Source organism: Sphingomonas panni, from assembly GCF_022664435.1.
In the GTDB taxonomy this organism is placed as follows: domain Bacteria; phylum Pseudomonadota; class Alphaproteobacteria; order Sphingomonadales; family Sphingomonadaceae; genus Sphingomonas; species Sphingomonas panni.
Genome location: NZ_JAKREU010000001.1, coordinates 861,318 through 877,112 on the forward strand (window position 1 = coordinate 861,318; position 15,795 = coordinate 877,112).

The 15,795-nt window shown below is 66.3% G+C and carries 22 protein-coding genes; 17 read left to right on the top strand and 5 right to left on the bottom strand.

The genetic code is table 11. The annotated features are described in order from the left end of the window. Positions 1 to 179: 179 nt before the first annotated feature. Positions 180 to 683: an Mpo1 family 2-hydroxy fatty acid dioxygenase gene (locus MF609_RS04265; protein WP_242415040.1), complete on the top strand. Its 504-nt coding sequence runs from the start codon at positions 180 to 182 to the stop codon at positions 681 to 683. Between the two features lie 230 nt (positions 684 to 913). Here MF609_RS04265 and MF609_RS04270 read toward each other — a convergent pair whose 3' ends face one another. Beyond that, on the bottom strand, positions 914 to 1,849 hold the full coding sequence (locus MF609_RS04270) for a ribose-phosphate pyrophosphokinase (protein ID WP_242415041.1): 936 nt from the start codon (positions 1,847 to 1,849) through the stop codon (positions 914 to 916). A gap of 90 nt (positions 1,850 to 1,939) precedes the next feature. Here MF609_RS04270 and MF609_RS04275 point away from each other — a divergent pair, with 90 nt between their 5' ends. The 8 genes from MF609_RS04275 to ribH all read left to right on the top strand — a co-directional run bounded on the left by MF609_RS04275 (position 1,940) and on the right by ribH (position 8,630). After that, positions 1,940 to 2,467, top strand: coding sequence for a YcxB family protein (locus MF609_RS04275; RefSeq protein WP_242415042.1), 528 nt, complete (start codon positions 1,940 to 1,942; stop codon positions 2,465 to 2,467). Between the two features lie 40 nt (positions 2,468 to 2,507). Beyond that, on the top strand, positions 2,508 to 3,827 hold the full coding sequence (gene gltX, locus MF609_RS04280) for a glutamate--tRNA ligase (protein ID WP_242415043.1): 1,320 nt from the start codon (positions 2,508 to 2,510) through the stop codon (positions 3,825 to 3,827). Positions 3,828 to 4,075: 248 nt separating this feature from the next. Next, positions 4,076 to 4,750, top strand: coding sequence for a TonB family protein (locus MF609_RS04285; protein WP_242415044.1), 675 nt, complete (start codon positions 4,076 to 4,078; stop codon positions 4,748 to 4,750). 240 nt (positions 4,751 to 4,990) lie between these two features. After that, a complete protein-coding gene (locus tag MF609_RS04290; RefSeq protein WP_242415045.1) occupies positions 4,991 to 5,338 on the top strand; it encodes a hypothetical protein in 348 nt (115 codons plus the stop codon). A 32-nt stretch (positions 5,339 to 5,370) separates the two neighbouring features. Beyond that, positions 5,371 to 6,324, top strand: a complete 954-nt coding sequence (ribD, locus tag MF609_RS04295) for a bifunctional diaminohydroxyphosphoribosylaminopyrimidine deaminase/5-amino-6-(5-phosphoribosylamino)uracil reductase RibD (protein WP_242415182.1) — start codon at positions 5,371 to 5,373, stop codon at positions 6,322 to 6,324. Between the two features lie 159 nt (positions 6,325 to 6,483). After that, the gene (locus MF609_RS04300) at positions 6,484 to 7,089 is read left to right on the top strand and encodes a riboflavin synthase (RefSeq protein WP_242415046.1); all 606 of its coding nucleotides are present in this window, start codon (positions 6,484 to 6,486) and stop codon (positions 7,087 to 7,089) included. Continuing rightward, a complete protein-coding gene (gene ribB / locus MF609_RS04305) occupies positions 7,076 to 8,206 on the top strand; it encodes a 3,4-dihydroxy-2-butanone-4-phosphate synthase (protein WP_242415047.1) in 1,131 nt (376 codons plus the stop codon). The genes MF609_RS04300 and ribB overlap by 14 nt, the downstream gene beginning before the upstream one ends. 1 nt (position 8,207) lies before the next feature. Next, the gene (ribH, locus tag MF609_RS04310) at positions 8,208 to 8,630 is read left to right on the top strand and encodes a 6,7-dimethyl-8-ribityllumazine synthase (RefSeq protein ID WP_242415048.1); all 423 of its coding nucleotides are present in this window, start codon (positions 8,208 to 8,210) and stop codon (positions 8,628 to 8,630) included. A gap of 575 nt (positions 8,631 to 9,205) precedes the next feature. On the opposite strand, the gene MF609_RS04315 is transcribed toward ribH, so the two are convergent. From MF609_RS04315 to MF609_RS04330, 4 genes are all read right to left on the bottom strand, one after another. Further along, the gene (locus tag MF609_RS04315) at positions 9,206 to 9,412 is read right to left on the bottom strand and encodes a hypothetical protein (RefSeq protein WP_242415049.1); all 207 of its coding nucleotides are present in this window, start codon (positions 9,410 to 9,412) and stop codon (positions 9,206 to 9,208) included. Further along, positions 9,402 to 9,635 carry a YozE family protein gene (locus tag MF609_RS04320; RefSeq protein WP_242415050.1) on the bottom strand — a complete coding sequence of 78 codons (234 nt, stop codon included), beginning with the start codon at positions 9,633 to 9,635 and terminating at the stop codon, positions 9,402 to 9,404. Before MF609_RS04320 ends, MF609_RS04315 begins: the two co-directional genes overlap by 11 nt. A 117-nt stretch (positions 9,636 to 9,752) precedes the next feature. Continuing rightward, positions 9,753 to 10,361, bottom strand: coding sequence for a hypothetical protein (locus MF609_RS04325; RefSeq protein WP_242415051.1), 609 nt, complete (start codon positions 10,359 to 10,361; stop codon positions 9,753 to 9,755). 1 nt (position 10,362) lies between these two features. Beyond that, positions 10,363 to 11,049 (bottom strand): helix-turn-helix domain containing protein, encoded by a 687-nt coding sequence (locus MF609_RS04330; protein WP_242415052.1) that lies wholly within the window; start codon positions 11,047 to 11,049, stop codon positions 10,363 to 10,365. Here MF609_RS04330 and MF609_RS04335 point away from each other — a divergent pair, their 5' ends adjacent. The 8 genes from MF609_RS04335 (at position 11,050) to MF609_RS04370 (ending at position 15,740) form a co-directional block, all read left to right on the top strand. Beyond that, positions 11,050 to 11,301, top strand: coding sequence for a helix-turn-helix domain-containing protein (locus MF609_RS04335; protein WP_242415053.1), 252 nt, complete (start codon positions 11,050 to 11,052; stop codon positions 11,299 to 11,301). A 2-nt stretch (positions 11,302 to 11,303) separates the two neighbouring features. Then, positions 11,304 to 12,212, top strand: coding sequence for a ParB/RepB/Spo0J family partition protein (locus tag MF609_RS04340; RefSeq protein ID WP_242415054.1), 909 nt, complete (start codon positions 11,304 to 11,306; stop codon positions 12,210 to 12,212). A 67-nt stretch (positions 12,213 to 12,279) separates the two neighbouring features. Next, the gene (locus tag MF609_RS04345) at positions 12,280 to 12,792 is read left to right on the top strand and encodes a LexA family protein (protein ID WP_242415055.1); all 513 of its coding nucleotides are present in this window, start codon (positions 12,280 to 12,282) and stop codon (positions 12,790 to 12,792) included. Then, the gene (locus tag MF609_RS04350; protein WP_242415056.1) at positions 12,789 to 13,001 is read left to right on the top strand and encodes a hypothetical protein; all 213 of its coding nucleotides are present in this window, start codon (positions 12,789 to 12,791) and stop codon (positions 12,999 to 13,001) included. Before MF609_RS04345 ends, MF609_RS04350 begins: the two co-directional genes overlap by 4 nt. Further along, the gene (locus tag MF609_RS04355) at positions 12,998 to 13,168 is read left to right on the top strand and encodes a hypothetical protein (RefSeq protein WP_242415057.1); all 171 of its coding nucleotides are present in this window, start codon (positions 12,998 to 13,000) and stop codon (positions 13,166 to 13,168) included. The genes MF609_RS04350 and MF609_RS04355 overlap by 4 nt, the downstream gene beginning before the upstream one ends. A gap of 3 nt (positions 13,169 to 13,171) precedes the next feature. Beyond that, entirely contained in the window at positions 13,172 to 13,630 is a 459-nt protein-coding gene (locus MF609_RS04360; protein ID WP_242415058.1) for a hypothetical protein, read from the top strand. Continuing rightward, a complete protein-coding gene (locus MF609_RS04365; RefSeq protein ID WP_242415059.1) occupies positions 13,630 to 13,800 on the top strand; it encodes a hypothetical protein in 171 nt (56 codons plus the stop codon). Before MF609_RS04360 ends, MF609_RS04365 begins: the two co-directional genes overlap by 1 nt. 2 nt (positions 13,801 to 13,802) lie before the next feature. Continuing rightward, positions 13,803 to 15,740 (top strand): transposase domain-containing protein, encoded by a 1,938-nt coding sequence (locus tag MF609_RS04370; protein ID WP_242415060.1) that lies wholly within the window; start codon positions 13,803 to 13,805, stop codon positions 15,738 to 15,740. The last annotated feature ends 55 nt before the right edge of the window (positions 15,741 to 15,795 follow it).

Here is a 15,795-nt window from a genome sequence, read left to right on the forward strand (position 1 = left end):
CGTCACGCTATGGCATAGTCCAAGCAGGGACAAGACGCCTTCGACGATCCGCGATCGCCGCTCGCTGCGCTGCAAGATGACTGTCCCGCGCGGACGTGACAGGATCGGCCGATGCCCCTGCCGACACGGGCGGACGACTCGTCCGGCGGCAGCGGTCACGCGGACGGGAGAGAGGATCGATGTCGCGACTGGTCAGGCAATTGTCGGCCTATGCCGAATATCATCGCAACGGGCATAATGTCGCGACGCATATGGTCGGCATTCCGCTGATCCTGTTCGGCATCGGCGTGTTGCTGTCGCGACCGGCGATATCGCTGGGCGAGGGGCTGGCCGTCACGCCGATGATGATCGTCGCGGTCGTGGCAGGCATCCTGTATCTGCGGATCGATGTCGGGTTCGGTGCGGTGCTGGCGGCGTTTCTCGCGCTTGTCGCATGGGCCGGAAACGCGGTTGCCCTGTGGTCGACGGGCGCGTGGTTGGCCATCGGGTTGGGCAGTTTCGTGGTCGGCTGGACGCTGCAGTTCGTCGGCCATTATTTCGAAGGCCGCAAACCGGCGTTCGTCGACGACCTGTCGAGCCTGTTCGTCGGGCCGCTGTTCGTGGTGGCCGAGCTGGCGTTCCTGCTGGGGCTGCGGCAACCGGTGCGGCGGGCGATCGAGGGGGCGCAGAGCGCCGCGCGCTGAGGGGTAAGGGGGTCGAGCCTCTATCGAACCGGACGTCGTCCCAGCGAAGGCCGGAATCTTCCGATGGTAGCGCGGGGCAGAAGCCGCTCGCGGTCCCAGCCTTCGCGGGGCGACGGGTCTAGATCGAATCCGGCACCGCGCAACGGCGGTCCTGCTTCCTCTCGGCCGGGGAAGAAGTAGAAGCGGGACCCCGGGTCAGGCCCGGGGTGACGTGGGCCGGTTCGTTCGGCTCAGTCGAACAGGCTCGACACCGATGCCTCTTCGGCGATGCGGCGGATCGCTTCGGCCAGCAGCGGGGCGATGGTCAGGTGGCGGATCTTGGTCCCCTGCGCGATCACGTCGTGGTTGCCGATCGAGTCGGTGATGACCAGTTCCTCGAGCGCCGATGCCTCGACCCGCGCCACCGCGCCGCCCGACAGGACGCCGTGGGTGCAATAGGCGACGACGCCGACCGCGCCGGCCTGTTTCAGCGCCGCGGCGGCGTTGCACAACGTGCCGGCCGAATCGACGATATCGTCGATCAGGACGCAGAAGCGGCCCTCGACATCGCCGATGATGTTCATCACTTCGGATTCGCCGGCGCGCTCGCGACGCTTGTCGACGATGGCGAGCGGGGCGTTGTGGAGGCGCTTGGCAAGGCTGCGAGCGCGGACCACGCCGCCGACGTCGGGCGACACGACCATCAGATTATGTTCGCCGAAGCGCGTCTTGATATCCTCCGACATGACCGGCGCGCCGTAGAGATTGTCGGTCGGGATATCGAAGAAGCCCTGGATCTGCCCGGCGTGGAGATCGACGCACAGCACGCGGTCGGCGCCGGCTTCGGTGATGATGTTGGCGACCAGCTTGGCCGAGATCGGGGTGCGCGGGCCGGGTTTGCGGTCCTGCCGGGCATAGCCGAAATAGGGGATGACGGCGGTGATGCGACGCGCCGACGCACGCTTCAGCGCGTCGATCATGATCAGCATTTCCATCAGATTGTCGTTGACCGGATAGCTGGTCGACTGGACGACGAACACGTCCTCGCCGCGCACATTCTCCAGCACCTCGACGAAGATTTCCTCGTCGGCGAAGCGCCGCACGCTGGCCTTGGTCAGCGGGATTTCCAGATAGTCCGCGATCGCGGTCGACAGGGGAAGGTTGGAATTGCCCGCCAGCAGCTTCATGGGTGCGCCCGTATCCATGATGGAAAGAATGGGAGCGCCATAGAGCGCGCGGACGAATTGTGAAACCCATGTGACGCGAAGGGATGAACGATGGTCGAAGTGACGTTCACGCCGACGGCCGAGGATTATGTCGCGGTCCAGCGGACGATGTTCGCCCGGTCGCTGCGGTCGCGCAAGTTTGCCGGGCGGGCGGCGCTGTCGCTTGGCATCATGATAGCGGGAATATTCCTGCTGATAGTGTCGACCGGAGATCGGCCGCTGACGGCGTTGCTGATCGCTCTGGGAGGGGCGGCTGGCGGCGGCGGCGGGCTGGCGGCGTGCATCGGGATCAATTATCTGTTGTTGCCCCGCCGCGCCCGCCGGCTGTTCGCGCAGCAACGGACGCTGCACCACGAACACCGCACGGCGTTTGACGCGACCGGGTTCCGGCAACGGAGCGTGCGGGCCGACAGTGCGCTGCCGTGGAGCGAACTGCTCGGCTGGCATCTCGGGCGTGACGTGCTGCTGCTCTATAGCAACGACCTGCTCGCCTATTTCCTGCCGGTGCGGGCCTTTGCACCGGGGGAACTGGCGCAGGTCGAGGCGATCCTGACGGACGCGGGCCTGCCGCGGCGCTGACGCGGTTGCCGCCGCCCCGCGCGCTCCCTAAACGACGCCCATGACCGTCACCCGCTTCGCTCCCAGCCCGACCGGCTTTCTCCATATCGGTAATTTGCGCACCGCGCTCCACAACTGGATGTTCGCGAAGAAGGCAGGCGGGCGGTTCCTGCTCAGGATCGACGATACCGATGCGCAGCGCAGCGAGGAGCGGTTCGTCGAGGCGATCCGCCGCGACCTCGCGTGGCTGGGGCTGACCCCGGATGGTGAGGAGCGGCAGTCGGCGCGGTTCGACCGCTATGAGGCGGTGTTCGCCGAGATGGTGGCGAACGGACGCATCTATCCGGCCTATGAAACGCCCGAGGAGCTGGACCTGCGGCGCAAGATCCTTGCCGGGCGGGGGCTGCCGCCGGTTTATGATCGCGCGGCGCTCAAGCTGACCGAGGACGACCGGGCGCGGCTGGAAGCGGAGGGTCGGCGGCCGCACTGGCGCTTCCGGCTGGAGGCGGAACCGATCGAGTGGGACGATATGGTGCGCGGACCGCAGAAGTTCGACGGCGCGCTGCTGTCCGACCCGGTGGTACGGCGCGCCGACGGGTCGTGGCTGTACCTGCTGCCCTCGGTGATCGACGATGCCGATATGGGGGTGACCCATGTCGTGCGCGGCGAGGACCATGTGTCCAATACCGCGACGCAGATGCAGATGTTTGCCGCGATGGGCGCGACCCCGCCGGCCTTTGCGCATGAGGCGCTGCTGGTCGGCAACGAGGGCAAGCTGTCGAAGCGGCTGGGGTCGCTGGGCGTCGAGCATATTCGGGAGCAAGGGATCGAGCCGGAAGCGGTCGTCGCGCTGCTGGCGCGGCTGGGGACCAGCGATCCGGTCGAGGCGGTGGTCGATCCGGCGCCGCTGGTCGCGGCGTTCGATTTCGGCCGGTTCGGGCGGGCGCCGGCGCGCTTCGACGAAGGGGAGCTGGCGCAGGTCAATGCGCGGATCGTCCACCAGTTGCCGTTCGACCGGGTGGCGGACGCGCTGCCCGAGGGGATGGACGCGGCGGCATGGGATGCGGTGCGCGGCAATCTGGAGCGGGTGGCGGACGCCGCCGACTGGTGGCGGGTGGTGACCGGGCCGGTCGATACGCTGCCGGTGGCGGAGGAGGACCGCGCGTTCCTCGACCGGGCGGCGGAGATCGCGGCGGGGCTGGCATGGGCCGATCCCTGGGCCGAACTGACGGGCGCGCTGAAGGCGGAGACGGGGCGCAAGGGCAAGGCGCTGTTCCTGCCGCTGCGCCGCGCGCTGACGGGCATGGATCACGGGCCGGACATGGCCGCGCTGCTGCCGCTGATCGGGCGCGAACGGGCGGTCGCGCGGCTGAAGGGCTGAGGGGCTGTCTGGAAACGTGCTGAAGCACGTTTCGCGGTGCCGGCCCGCTCCCCCACCCGGCCACCCATCGAGAGTAGCCTGTGGGTGGCCGGGTGGGGGAGCGGGCCGGCACCGCCTTCAAACGCGCGCTATCGCGAGTTTGCAAACGGACTCTGACGCGCACGTCAGCTTTACACCGGTCCCGATAGGGTATCTCATCGCATCAGCCGACTGGACGGCGGGAGATACGAATCGAGAAGGACGGTGGCATGGCATATCAGGGACAACGTGGCCTGAACCCGGTGGGCTTGGGTGTTGCGATTGCGATCAATGGCGGCCTGCTGGCCGTGGCGGTCCTGACGGCGACGACGGTGGTTACGCGGATCGATCCGTGGAAGCCGATCGAAGCGGTCAACGTCCCCATCGAACCGCCGCCCCCGCCGATCGACATCCCGAAGCCGGTCGAAAAGGCGCTGCCCGATCCCGCGCCGGTCCCGCCAATCTATGCCCCGCCCGCGCCGGTTCCGGTGCAGGGGCCGACCATGACCGCGACGACCATCATCCCGACCGCGTTGCCGCCGCTCGACCCGGTCATGACCGCGCCCGGCGGTACGGGAACCGGCAGCCCGGTGACGGTGGCCAGCCCGCTGCCGGTGCTGGTCAGCGCCAGCGTCGACCCGCGCTACCGCGCCGATTTCCAGCCCGACTATCCCGCGTTCGAACGCAACCAGGCGCGCGACGGCGTGGTCGTCGTGCGGGTGCTGGTCGGTACCAACGGCCGGGTGAGCGCGGTCGAGCCGGTCAGCGCGACGAGCGATGCGTTCTTCGATGCGACGAAGCGGCGCGCGCTGTCGAAATGGCGCTTCCGTCCCGCGACCCGCGACGGGGTGGCGGTCGAGAGCTGGCGCGAGATGACCGTGCGGTTCACGATGGAGGATCGCTGAGGCGGATGGCCCGTACGCCTTTGGGGTACGGGTCCGGCATCGGACGGGAGCGGGCCGCGATCGAGCAGCGGCCCGCCCCGGACGACCGTCGACAGGAAGCGGGACCCCGGATCAAGTCCGGGGTGACGATGCAGTGGTTCGAGGCGTCGATCTTGGGGATATGTCCCGCGCGCTACCGTCGGGGAAGGTCCGGTTTCGAGGGGCTGGCGGTTGATCCTTGCGCCGCCTATCTTGGTTGCCGTGAAGATTCGCCATCTATTCTCACCGGTTCATGCCATTCGCGATTTCGCGGCCTTTGCCCGCGCGCGCGAGAAGCATGAATGGTGGTTCCTGCTCGCGTCGATCTGCGTCGTGCTGGTGATCGGGTGGGCGTTCGTCCACGATTCCTATTTCGAGCGGGCGTACAAGCCGAACATCATCTATGTCGAAAGCTGGCCCGAAAACCGCACCGACGAAGAGATCATCGTCCAGCAGCAGATCGACCTCGCCAAGCAGCGCAAGGAGGAGGCCGAGTTCGAACGCGAGCGCGCCGCGCGCCAGGCCGAATGGAAGAAGATCGACGACAAGCTGAAAAGCTGGGGCATCTGACCCGCTTGTCCGCCGCCGGGGATGCGCGCTGGATGGGCGCGGCGCTGATGCTGGCCGAGCGGACGCGGGGGCGGACCGCGCCCAATCCCAATGTCGGCTGCGTCATCGTGAACGACGGTCGCGTCGTCGGGCGCGGCTGGACCCGGGCCGGCGGGCGGCCCCATGCCGAGGCGGCGGCGCTGGCGCAGGCGGGGGAGCGGGCGAGGGGCGCAACCGCCTATGTCACGCTGGAGCCATGCGCCCATGTCTCGCCGCGCGGCCCCGCCTGTTCCGACCTGTTGATCGAAAGCGGCGTGGCTCGGGTCGTCGTCGCGCTGACCGATCCCGATCCACGTACCGATGGACAGGGAATCGCCCGGCTGCGCGCGGCCGGGATCGAGGTGACCGATGGCGTCCGTGCCGGGGATGCGGCGCGCAGCATGGCCGGGTTCCTGACGCGGCGGTCGCTGGGGCGGCCATTCGTGACGCTCAAGCTCGCGCTGTCGCTGGACGGGGCGGTGTCGCGGGCCGATGGGCAGAGCCAGTGGATCACCGGACCACAGGCGCGTGCGCATGGTCATCTGGAACGCAGCCGGCATGAGACGATTCTGGTCGGGCGCGGCACGGCGGAGATCGACCGGCCCACGCTGAACGTCCGGTTGCCGGGCTTGAGCGAGCGCAGCCCGCGGCGGGTGGTGCTGTCGGTGGACAGCGCGGCGCTGGCTGGGTTCGACATGCTGGGATCGATCGAGGCGTTGCCCGGCCTGTCCGGCGACCATGTGCTGGTCGAGGGCGGCGCGGCGACGGCGGCGGCGTTCCTGCGCGCCGACGCGGTCGACCGGCTGCTGTTGTACCGCGCGCCGATCCTGATCGGTCATGGCCGCACGCTGCCCGATATCGGGCTGACCGACCTGGGACAGGCGCATGGCCGCTGGCGATTGCACGACGCCCGAATGCTTGGCAGCGACCGGCTGGAGGTCTACGAGCGCGTCAGGATCGGGCGGTAGGCCGGCCGATCGTCATTCCCCGCGAAGGCGGGGATCCATAAACGCTGGCGGCGCGCATCATGCCGAACCGTCAGCGGCTATGGATTCCCGCCTTCGCGGGAATGACGAAGCTGTGAGGGTTGGAAGTCGGTCGGTCCCGATGAGGAGTGGAAGCGAAGCGTGTTCACCGGAATAGTCAGCGACGTAGGGCGCATCGAATCGATTACGGGACCGGGCGACCTGCGGGTGCGGATCGGTTGCGCCTATGACACGACGACCATCGACATGGGGGCATCGATCGCCTGTTCGGGCGTGTGCCTGACCGTGGTCGACAAGGGGCCGGGCTGGTTCGCGGTCGATGTGTCGGGCGAAACCGTGTCGCGCACCGCCGACCAATGGGTCGAAGGGCGTCCGCTGAACCTCGAACGCGCGCTGAAGCTGGGCGACGAACTGGGCGGCCATATCGTCACCGGCCATGTCGACGGCGTGGGGCAGGTGGTCGAAACGGTTGCCGACCAGGATTCGACCCGCGTGACCTTTGCGATCCCACGCAGCCTCAGCGCGTTCGTCGCGGGGAAAGGCTCGGTGACGATCGACGGGGTGTCGCTGACCGTCAACGACGTGACCGACACGGCGGAGGGTACGCGCTTCACCGTCAACCTGATCCCCCATACCCAGGCGGTGACGACGCTCGGGACCCTTGCCGAGGGGCAGTCGGTCAATATCGAGATCGACGTCCTCGCCCGTTATCTGATGCGAATGGAACAAGTCCGTGGCCAACACTGAACTGGCGGGTACCGCCCACGCCTTTCTCTCCAGTCCCGAAGAGATCATCGACGAAGCCCGCAACGGGCGGATGTTCATCCTGGTCGATGACGAGGATCGCGAGAATGAGGGCGATCTGGTCATTCCGGCGCAGATGGCGACGCCCGATGCGGTCAATTTCATGGCGCGGCACGGGCGCGGGCTGATCTGCCTCGCGATGACCAAGGGGCGGGTCGAGCAGCTCGGCCTCGACCTGATGGCGCGCAACAACGGCACGCGGCACGAAACCGCCTTCACCGTGTCGATCGAGGCGCGCGACGGGGTGACGACCGGTATCTCCGCCGCCGACCGCGCGCGGACGATTGCCGTCGCGATCGATGCGTCGAAGGACGCGTCGGAGATCGTGACGCCGGGCCATGTGTTCCCACTGGTCGCGCGCGAAGGCGGCGTGCTGGTGCGCGCCGGCCATACCGAGGCGGCGGTCGACGTGTCGCGTCTTGCCGGCCTGAACCCCTCCGGCGTGATCTGCGAGATCATGAACGAGGACGGCACCATGGCGCGGATGGACGACCTGGTCGGCTTCGCGCAGCTCCATGGCTTGAAGATCGGGACGATCCGCGACCTGATCGCGTATCGCCGCCGCCACGACCATCTGGTCGAAAAGCGCGCGGAGACGGTGTTCGACAGCGAATGGGGCGGCGAATGGCGCGCCATGACCTTCTGGAACAAGGCGACGGGCAGCGAGCAGGTCGCGCTGGTCAAGGGGCTGATCGATCCGGGCAAGCCGACCTTGGTCAGGATGCACGCGCTGTCGCCGTTCGCCGACCTGTTCGGCGAGGGGGGCGAGCGGGGCGGGCTGCTGCGCAAGTCGATGCGGATCATCGCCGAGGAAGGGGCGGGCGTGGTGGTCGTCATCAACCGCCCGCGTCCCGACGGCCTGACGCTCGCCATCCATGCGCGCACCGGCGCGCCGGTGCCGGAGATGGAGGAACTGCGCGACTATGGCGTCGGCGCGATGATCCTGAACGAGCTGGGCGTCGAGGACATGGTGCTGCTGACCAACACCCACCACACGCTGGTGGGACTTGATGGCTATGGGCTGAAGATCGTCGGCGAACGGCCGATCATGGAGAGTTGATATGGCGAAGGTGTTGATCGTCGAGGCGCGGTTCTACGACCATCTGAACGACCTGCTGCTCGAAGGCGCGCGTGCCGCGATCGAGGCGGCGGGGCATGAGCATGAGACGATTACCGTCCCCGGTGCGCTGGAAGTGCCCGGCGCCATCGCGATCGCCGATGCCGCCGAAACCTATGACGCGTTCGTGGCGCTGGGCGTCATCATTCGCGGCGAAACCTATCATTTCGAGGTGGTGTCGAACGAGAGCGCGCGGGGGATCATGAACCTCGCCCTTGAAGGCGTACCGGTCGGCAACGGCATCCTGACCGTCGAGGACGAGGCGCAGGCGCTGACACGCGCGAAACGGCACGAGAAGGACAAGGGCGGCGAGGCGGCCAAGGCCGCGCTGGCCATGCTGGCATTGCGCGAGCGGTTTTCGGTTTGATCCAGCTCCTCCCCGCTCGCGGGGAGGGGGACCGCCGCGAAGCGGTGGTGGAGGGGGGTATCCACAAGCGGTCCGTCTGCTGACACCCCCCTTGTTAGGAGACAAGACAGGCTGGACTAACCGGGAATAAGTGGGATTTTGCGGGATCAGGGGGAAAATTGGCGGGAAACCGTGATTTTGGCATAGGCGACCCCGTAAAGCGCACCGCTCTCGAATGTCTAGAGTCGGACCGAAAATTGACAACGCAGAGACAGGATAAGCCGGAGTCCGCCATCACGTCGACGAACTCCCTTGGTAGCTTCTCAAAAGCTTCTCATTGGCTGATTTCCGTCGTTTTACCGGCCGAGGCATCGGCCTTGGGGACCGTCGAATGCCGGTCGCGGCGCGGAAGTGGGACCGCCGGACGTCCCACTTCCGTCAGTATCGTCGCAAGAGCACGAACATCGGCAGAAAACGGCCAATTCTTTGAGCCAATTCGCTGCTGCTGGAGGCTTGCGAAGTGGGACCGCTTTTTCCCGCCGCAGCAGCAGCGCTGGCAAGCCATTCGCACCCTAACTGGCAACATCGGCACTGCCTTACGCCAGTCGCTGGCTTTCGATGCCGAGATACTTCGACAGTAACTCGCGATCCGTGTCCGGCAGCTTGTCCGGTCGCCCCTTGTGAACGAAGTTTGCAAGAAATCGGTCACCCCGTCCGATAATGCGAGACAGGTGGGTGAGGGTTTCGTCGCGATCGGCGGCGACTGCTGCAAGCGTGCCGCGGGCGTCCAGCTCAATACGCATAGTAATCGAGTTCCGCTTGTTCGAGCGCCTCGTGCATGTCGCTGTCAGCCTGTACGGCGTTAAGACGTTTTGACACCGCCAAAACGTCCCCTTCCTTCGGGAAGGCCGCGTCAGCTTTCGCGGCCTTGGCAAGGGTTCCAATTTCGTCGGTGCGATCGATCTGACCAAGCAACCAGCGCGCGAAAGCTGGCTTTGCGGGGGCGGATTGAACGGAAAGTGTCACAGTTGTTCTCCTATGATTGTTCCTAGAACATAGAACAAAAAGAGAACAATATGTAGTCGGTTTGTCGGGTGTCGCCGGGCGTTCGTGAACCTATTTCCGCTTCTGGAAGCCGCGCCGCTACGGCCGCGCAGCCAACTCGGCAAAGCGGCGGGCGCGATTGCGGGTTTCGTCGAACCTTTGCTTCATGCGGGCAACGCTTTGTGCAGTAGCCGGTTCGATTGGTAGCAGGTCGCCGGCTGAACACGGGCGGTCCAGCATCGGCTTCGCGAGGAATGCGACAAGGTCATCCAGCGAGCCATCTCCTTTGGCAGCCGAAGTGCGCAACTGTTCAACTTCACGCAGTCGGGTGCATTCTTGACGGTGATCGTAGGCTTTGGTTTGCTCAATTAGCGGGCGCATTCGATCGGCAACCTGTCGCCTGTAACCGTACAAAGCGGCATACAGCGCATCCGCACTCGTTCCGTCCCCCACGACCAGCGAGGGATACCGGTTGCGCAGGGTTCGCAGGAATTGGGAGCGTACTTCCGAAGACGATCGGAGGCTGTTGGAGCGAGCCTGCATCACGGCGAGATCGCCATCGATGCGCTTCAACTCGACCATACCGGGTTCCAACTGGGCGTACCTAGCGTCAGCTGCCGCGTCGAGTTCGCTCCGCGTTTGAGCCTGGGACGGCGTCGCTAGACCAACGAGCAAGACGGCAAAAACAGGCGTCACGATCGCGCGCATGTCAAATCCTTGTGATGAGGCGAGCATGAATGCGCGCAACGGGATGTACGTCTTCGGCAAGCCCCGCCGGCCCGATCGTCCCGGCCTCGCCCGTCGCCATGAGATGGTACTTGGCGACGAACAGCCCCGTTGGCGCGCGGAAGATGCAGACCCAATTGTCCTGCACACCCTCTGCCCGAACGTCGCTACAAATGACGACATCCCCTTCCTGCAATCCTAGCGGGTCGTTGTCGGCAGGCAGTTCGGTGAGCCAAAGGTTCGAGGTCGTCAGGATGCGGCGGTAGAGCCAATCCTTCCTCACGGGGATTGTCTCGACGCGGGCGCCCTTTCCATCGTCGGTCAGCTGCGCGAGATCGAAGCGCGGCAAGCGTATGAACTCGGCGTCGTCGGCAGCGACCAGCAGCGAAGCTGCGGTCCCAACGGATGTCGATCCGGTCAATAGCCAGTCAACCGTAACACCAAGCGCTTGAGCGACCTTCACCGCCATGTCGACCTTGGCGATCCCGCGCTTTGTCGCGTCACCCAGCGATGATTCGGGAAGCCCGGTTTCTCGGGCAAGCCAACTCAACGGCCGGTCACCGACAGCCGAAATTATCCGCTGCCCAACCGAATTTTCGGTGGTTCCGCGTTGACGACCCCGAAGATTCGGCTTATCCGAGTTTTCGGTAAGATTTTTCGGGGAAATCATATGGACCTCGCAAGCCTACATCCGGAGGATGTGAAGGCAGCAATCCGCAAGAAATTTGGTGCGGTAGCCAAATTCGAACGCGCAAAGGGGCTTCCCGAGAAATCGGTAAATGACGTCCTGCGCGGGCGTTCGAGCGCGCGGGTAAAGCTCGCGATTGAGCAGTTCATCAGCCAGCCCCTCGTTCAATCCGAAGATTCGGCTAGTAGCATCGACATTTCGGGAACGCACCGTCTAAATGCGAAAGGCCAATAGACATGGCCGCCGCTGTTCAGGCGACGAACGTCGCGAACGACGATGCTCCCCAGGTCGCGGGCGAAATCCTGCTGCTGGACCCGCGCGAAATCATCATCGGTGAGCGGTTGCGCAAGATCGATACGGTCTGGGCAGAGGCACTGGGCAAGTCGATGCAACGCGACGGGCAAATCCACCCGATCGACGTTTGCCAAATCGATGGTCGTTGGCATCTTGCCGGTCCCGGCGGGCATCGCCTGACCGGGGCGATCGCGGCCGGCATCCCGGTCGAAGCGCGCGAAGTATCGTCCGATGCGCAATCCCGGCGTCGACGGGAGGCGGTGGAGAACGTCCTCCGCCGCGACAATGATCCTGTCGAGCGCGCCACGGCGATTGCCGAACTAGTCCGGCTGCACAAGATGCGCGTTGGCATCGACCCGACCCGTTCCGGTGCCGCGATCGCGGCCGACGTGCGCTGGCAGAAGGCTGTCGCCGCAGAAGCGGCTGATGCGAACGACACAATGTCGCTCGCATATGGCTGGTCGCAGGAAGTTGCCGAACAGATCGGGTTCACCAAGCGGACGGTCGAGCGCGACCTGATGCTGTACCGGCGGTTGAAGCCGTCGTTGGTTGAGCAACTGCGCATAGCGCGCCACCCGATCCTGTCGAACGCCACACAGCTGCGCACGCTCGCCAAGCTGGAAGGTGCGGAACAGGTTCGGGCTGTCGGGCTGCTTTTATCCGGCGAGGCCCGCGCCATCGGCGACGCGGTCAAGGTCGTGCAGAACCGGCCGGCCCCCGATCGCGGCGCGAAGCTGCTGTCAGCGTTTCTCGGCGCGTTCGAACGCATGACGCTGTCGGAGCGAAAGGGCGCGCTGGAAACGCTTCGGCCCATGCTCCCCGCCGGCTTCTCGCTGGGCGGTGACGCATGAGCGGTCGCCGTGTCGCCGCGACGGTCTGGGCCGTCGCCTTCATCCTTATCCTGGCGAATGTCGCCATGTGGTGGTTGCCATGACTCCTACCCAACTTGCCGTGTTGGACCATGTTCGCGAGCGGCTGACGAACATCGGGCATTGTCCAACGGTCCGCGAGATCGCCGACCATGTCGGATGCGGTGTCAGCAACGCGCATCGTTTGATCGAAAAGCTGGTCGAGCAAGGCGCCTTGCGGCGGACCGCCGATAAGGCGCGAAGCCTCGCGTTGCCGGATCGCCCCGACCTGCGCAGTGTAGGAAGCGACGTGCTGCACGCTGAACTGGCGCGGCGGGGCGAGACGCTGGAGGCGCTTAGCTATGGTCAGCGGCTCGCCTTCGGGCGCGTTCGGACCTGCGCTGTCGACGGTTGCGTGCAAATGGTGACGCCGGGCCATTTGATGTGCCGCGCGCACTGGTGGGCGCTGTCGCCAGAATTGCAGACAGCGATCAAGGATGCGCACGCCGCCCAGAACTTGCCGACCTATCGGCGCCTGGTTGTCGAAGCGCGTGACATCGCCGCGCACAAGAGGGTTGCGTGATGGGCCGGCCGGGCATCCTACGCGCAACGCTGTTGCTGGAGCGTGACCAGGGCCGCGATCATCGCGCCGCGCCCCAGTCGTCCACGATCGCCGGACGCGATCGAGCAATCGTCGAACTGTGGGACCTTGGGCGGTCGATTGATGAGATCGCCGAGGAACTGTCGCTGGGCGAACACCTAGTCGAACAGGTTGTAGGGGGGCTGGAATGACGGGCCTGCTGGTCACCTACTGGCCGGGACGTCCAGTAGCGATCCTCGCAATTGTGTACGAGCCGCCGCGCCGTGCACCGCGCATCGCGCCGCCGAGCCTGCGCACCCCTTCGATAGATGCGGGCGAACTGTCGCTGCTGGCGACGCTGATTGAGGAGCGCCGCTGAACGATGGCCCGTCCGCGCGCCTCGAATTCTGCGCAGCTCGGCTTCACGTTCGAGCCGCCCGCACCCGCCAAGGCACCGGCCGAACTGGCGGGTCTGGGGCGGGTCGTCGCGGGCGTCGTAAGCAAGGCGCTGAAGGACGATCCCCGGTCGCGGGACGAGGTCGCAGGCGCGCTTTCGGCGCTGCTGGACGAACGGGTGAGCGTCGACATGCTCAACGCCTATGCGTCCGAGGCGCGGGACCAGCACAGCATCCCATTGCATCGCGCGCTGGCACTGATCGCGGTGACCGATCGGCACGACCTGCTGGACACGCTGGTCCGCCGGATCGGTGCCGCCCTGCTGGTGGGCGATGAACTGCGCTTGGCCCGGCTGGGCCATCTGAAGGCGCAGCGCGTCCAGATAGACGATGAAATGCGCCGACTGCGCCGCGAAGTCGTCCCGATCGAGCGGGGTGGCCGGTGATGCGGCGCAATCGGGGGCGGCTTCCCACCGATGCGATCGGCGCGCGCGTGCGCGGCACGCTGCGGAACGGGCGCGCTTTCGGCCCGTGGGCTGCCGATGGTCCGAACGGTTGTCGCTGGACGCTGATGGACCACCCCTTCGACATCGATTTTTACGAGGTAGTGCAGTGATCTTGGGGGGCGGAAAACAGCACTTTACGGCGGCGGAGCTGGCAGAACTGAAGCTGCCCGGTCTGCCGACAACGAAGCGCAAGATCAACGAGCGCGCCGCGACCGAATGCTGGGCGCTGCGCGTCGACCAGGACGGCACGCCGTTGGCGCGGTCGCGGCCAGGGCGCGGCGGGGACTCGACCGAATATCACGTCACCGTTCTGCCGGCCGCAGCGCGCGCCGCATTGGCGGCGATGGGGGTGTCGGCGATCGCGCACGTCAGCGATGCGGTCGAAACGGCGGCGGATGCCGCGTGGCGCAGCTATGACGCGCTCTCGGCGACGGCGAAGACCGAGGCGGAACGTCGGGCGGCGATCGTCGCCGACGTCGAGCGGCACGAAGCCGCCGGCCTGACGCGATCGGCGGCGGTGGCATCCGTCGCGGCGCGCGCACAGGTCGGGGCGTCAACGCTGTGGGGCTGGTTCCAGTTGATCGACGGGATCGCGCCGATCAACCGCCTGCCATATCTGGCACCACGCCGCAGCGGCGGCGGTGCCGAGGCGGCAGTGGATCAGCAGGCATGGCAGGTCCTACTGTCCGACTATCTGCGCCCCGAACAGCCCACGTTCGCCAGCTGCTACCGCCGCGCGCTCGAATGGGCGCAGGCCAACGGCATCACGCTGCCGGTCGCCAAGACGCTCCAGCGGAAGCTGGAGCGCGAAGTCCCGCGCAGGCTGGTCATTGCCAAGCGCAAGGGCGCGGAGGCGCTGCGGCAAACGCTGCCCCCGCAACAACGATCGGTCGCAGCGCTGCACGCGCTGGAGGCGGTCAATATCGACGGTCACACCTTCGACGTGTTCGTCGAATGGGAGGACGGCACGATCGGCCGGCCGGTGATGGTCGGTATCCAGGACCTCTACAGCCGCAAGCTTCTGGCGTGGCGCATCGACCGTTCGGAAACGGCGGTCCTGACCCGGCTGGCGTTTGCCGACCTGTTCAGGAACTGGGGCATTCCCAAGCGCGCGTTGATGGACAACGGCCGGGCGTTCGCGTCGAAGTGGATCAGCGGCGGCGCGAAGTCGCGGTATCGGTTCAAGATCAGGGACGAGGAACCGACCGGCGTCCTGACCGGGCTGGGCATCCAGATCAACTGGGCGCTGCCCTATCGCGGCCAGTCGAAGCCGATCGAACGCTACTGGCGTGACCTTGCCGACGTGCTGGCGCGGCATCCGGCGACATCGGGCGCGTACACCGGCAACCGGCCGGACGCGAAACCGGAGAATTATGGCGGGCGGGCAGTGCCGATCGCGACCTTCCGCGAACTGGCGAACACCGTCATCGCCAGCGCCAATGCCCGCCTGGGCCGGCGGACCGAGACGACGCAGGGCGGCAGCTTCGACGACACGTTCGCCAGGAGCTACGCCGTATCGCCCATCGGCAAGGCGACCCCGGAGCAGCTGCGGTTTGCGTTGCTGACCGCTGAGGACCGGCCGTGCGATCGCAAGTCCGGGTTCATCATGCTGGAGGGCAACCGTTACTGGACCCACGAGCTGTCCGAATATGCCGGCAAGCGGGTGACGGTCCGGTTCGACCCCGACAACCTGCACAGCGAAATCCATGTCTATGACCGCCAGGGCGCGTTCATCGCCACCGCCCCGGTGATCGAGGCGACCGGCTTCTTCGACAAGTCGGCGGCGAACGCCCGCCGCAAGCTGGAAAGCGACCTGAAGAAGCGGGTGAAAGAGGCGGACAAGCTCGCCGACCTGATCGACGCGGCCCAGGTCGCGGCGATGCTGCCCGACCATGTCGACGATGCGCCTATTGCCGCGCCGGTCGTCCGGCCGGTGCGCCATCGCGGCCAGACGGCCGCCGCTTTGAAGCACGTTTCAGGGGCCGCTCAAGCGCCTCTCAACCCCGTCATCGATCGGCTCGCCAGCGCCATGCTGCGGGTCGTGAAGTGAATACGGCCGTGCCCAATTGGACCCCGCGCGCGACCGGCTCTTGCGAACACAAGGA

Bases quoted from the DNA above. Each gene is read 5' to 3' on its own strand.
- MF609_RS04340 (WP_242415054.1), top strand. From the start codon at position 11,304: ATGGCCGCCGCTGTTCAGGCGACGAACGTCGCGAACGACGATGCTCCC.
- MF609_RS04325 (WP_242415051.1), bottom strand. From the start codon at position 10,361: ATGCGCGCGATCGTGACGCCTGTTTTTGCCGTCTTGCTCGTTGGTCTA.
- MF609_RS04265 (WP_242415040.1), top strand. From the start codon at position 180: ATGTCGCGACTGGTCAGGCAATTGTCGGCCTATGCCGAATATCATCGC.
- gltX (WP_242415043.1), top strand. From the start codon at position 2,508: ATGACCGTCACCCGCTTCGCTCCCAGCCCGACCGGCTTTCTCCATATC.
- MF609_RS04315 (WP_242415049.1), bottom strand. From the start codon at position 9,412: ATGCGTATTGAGCTGGACGCCCGCGGCACGCTTGCAGCAGTCGCCGCC.
- ribD (WP_242415182.1), top strand. From the start codon at position 5,371: ATGGGCGCGGCGCTGATGCTGGCCGAGCGGACGCGGGGGCGGACCGCG.
- MF609_RS04285 (WP_242415044.1), top strand. From the start codon at position 4,076: ATGGCATATCAGGGACAACGTGGCCTGAACCCGGTGGGCTTGGGTGTT.
- MF609_RS04365 (WP_242415059.1), top strand. From the start codon at position 13,630: ATGCGGCGCAATCGGGGGCGGCTTCCCACCGATGCGATCGGCGCGCGC.
- MF609_RS04355 (WP_242415057.1), top strand. From the start codon at position 12,998: ATGACGGGCCTGCTGGTCACCTACTGGCCGGGACGTCCAGTAGCGATC.
- MF609_RS04270 (WP_242415041.1), bottom strand. From the start codon at position 1,849: ATGAAGCTGCTGGCGGGCAATTCCAACCTTCCCCTGTCGACCGCGATC.
- ribH (WP_242415048.1), top strand. From the start codon at position 8,208: ATGGCGAAGGTGTTGATCGTCGAGGCGCGGTTCTACGACCATCTGAAC.
- MF609_RS04330 (WP_242415052.1), bottom strand. From the start codon at position 11,049: ATGATTTCCCCGAAAAATCTTACCGAAAACTCGGATAAGCCGAATCTT.
- MF609_RS04360 (WP_242415058.1), top strand. From the start codon at position 13,172: ATGGCCCGTCCGCGCGCCTCGAATTCTGCGCAGCTCGGCTTCACGTTC.
- MF609_RS04335 (WP_242415053.1), top strand. From the start codon at position 11,050: ATGGACCTCGCAAGCCTACATCCGGAGGATGTGAAGGCAGCAATCCGC.
- MF609_RS04275 (WP_242415042.1), top strand. From the start codon at position 1,940: ATGGTCGAAGTGACGTTCACGCCGACGGCCGAGGATTATGTCGCGGTC.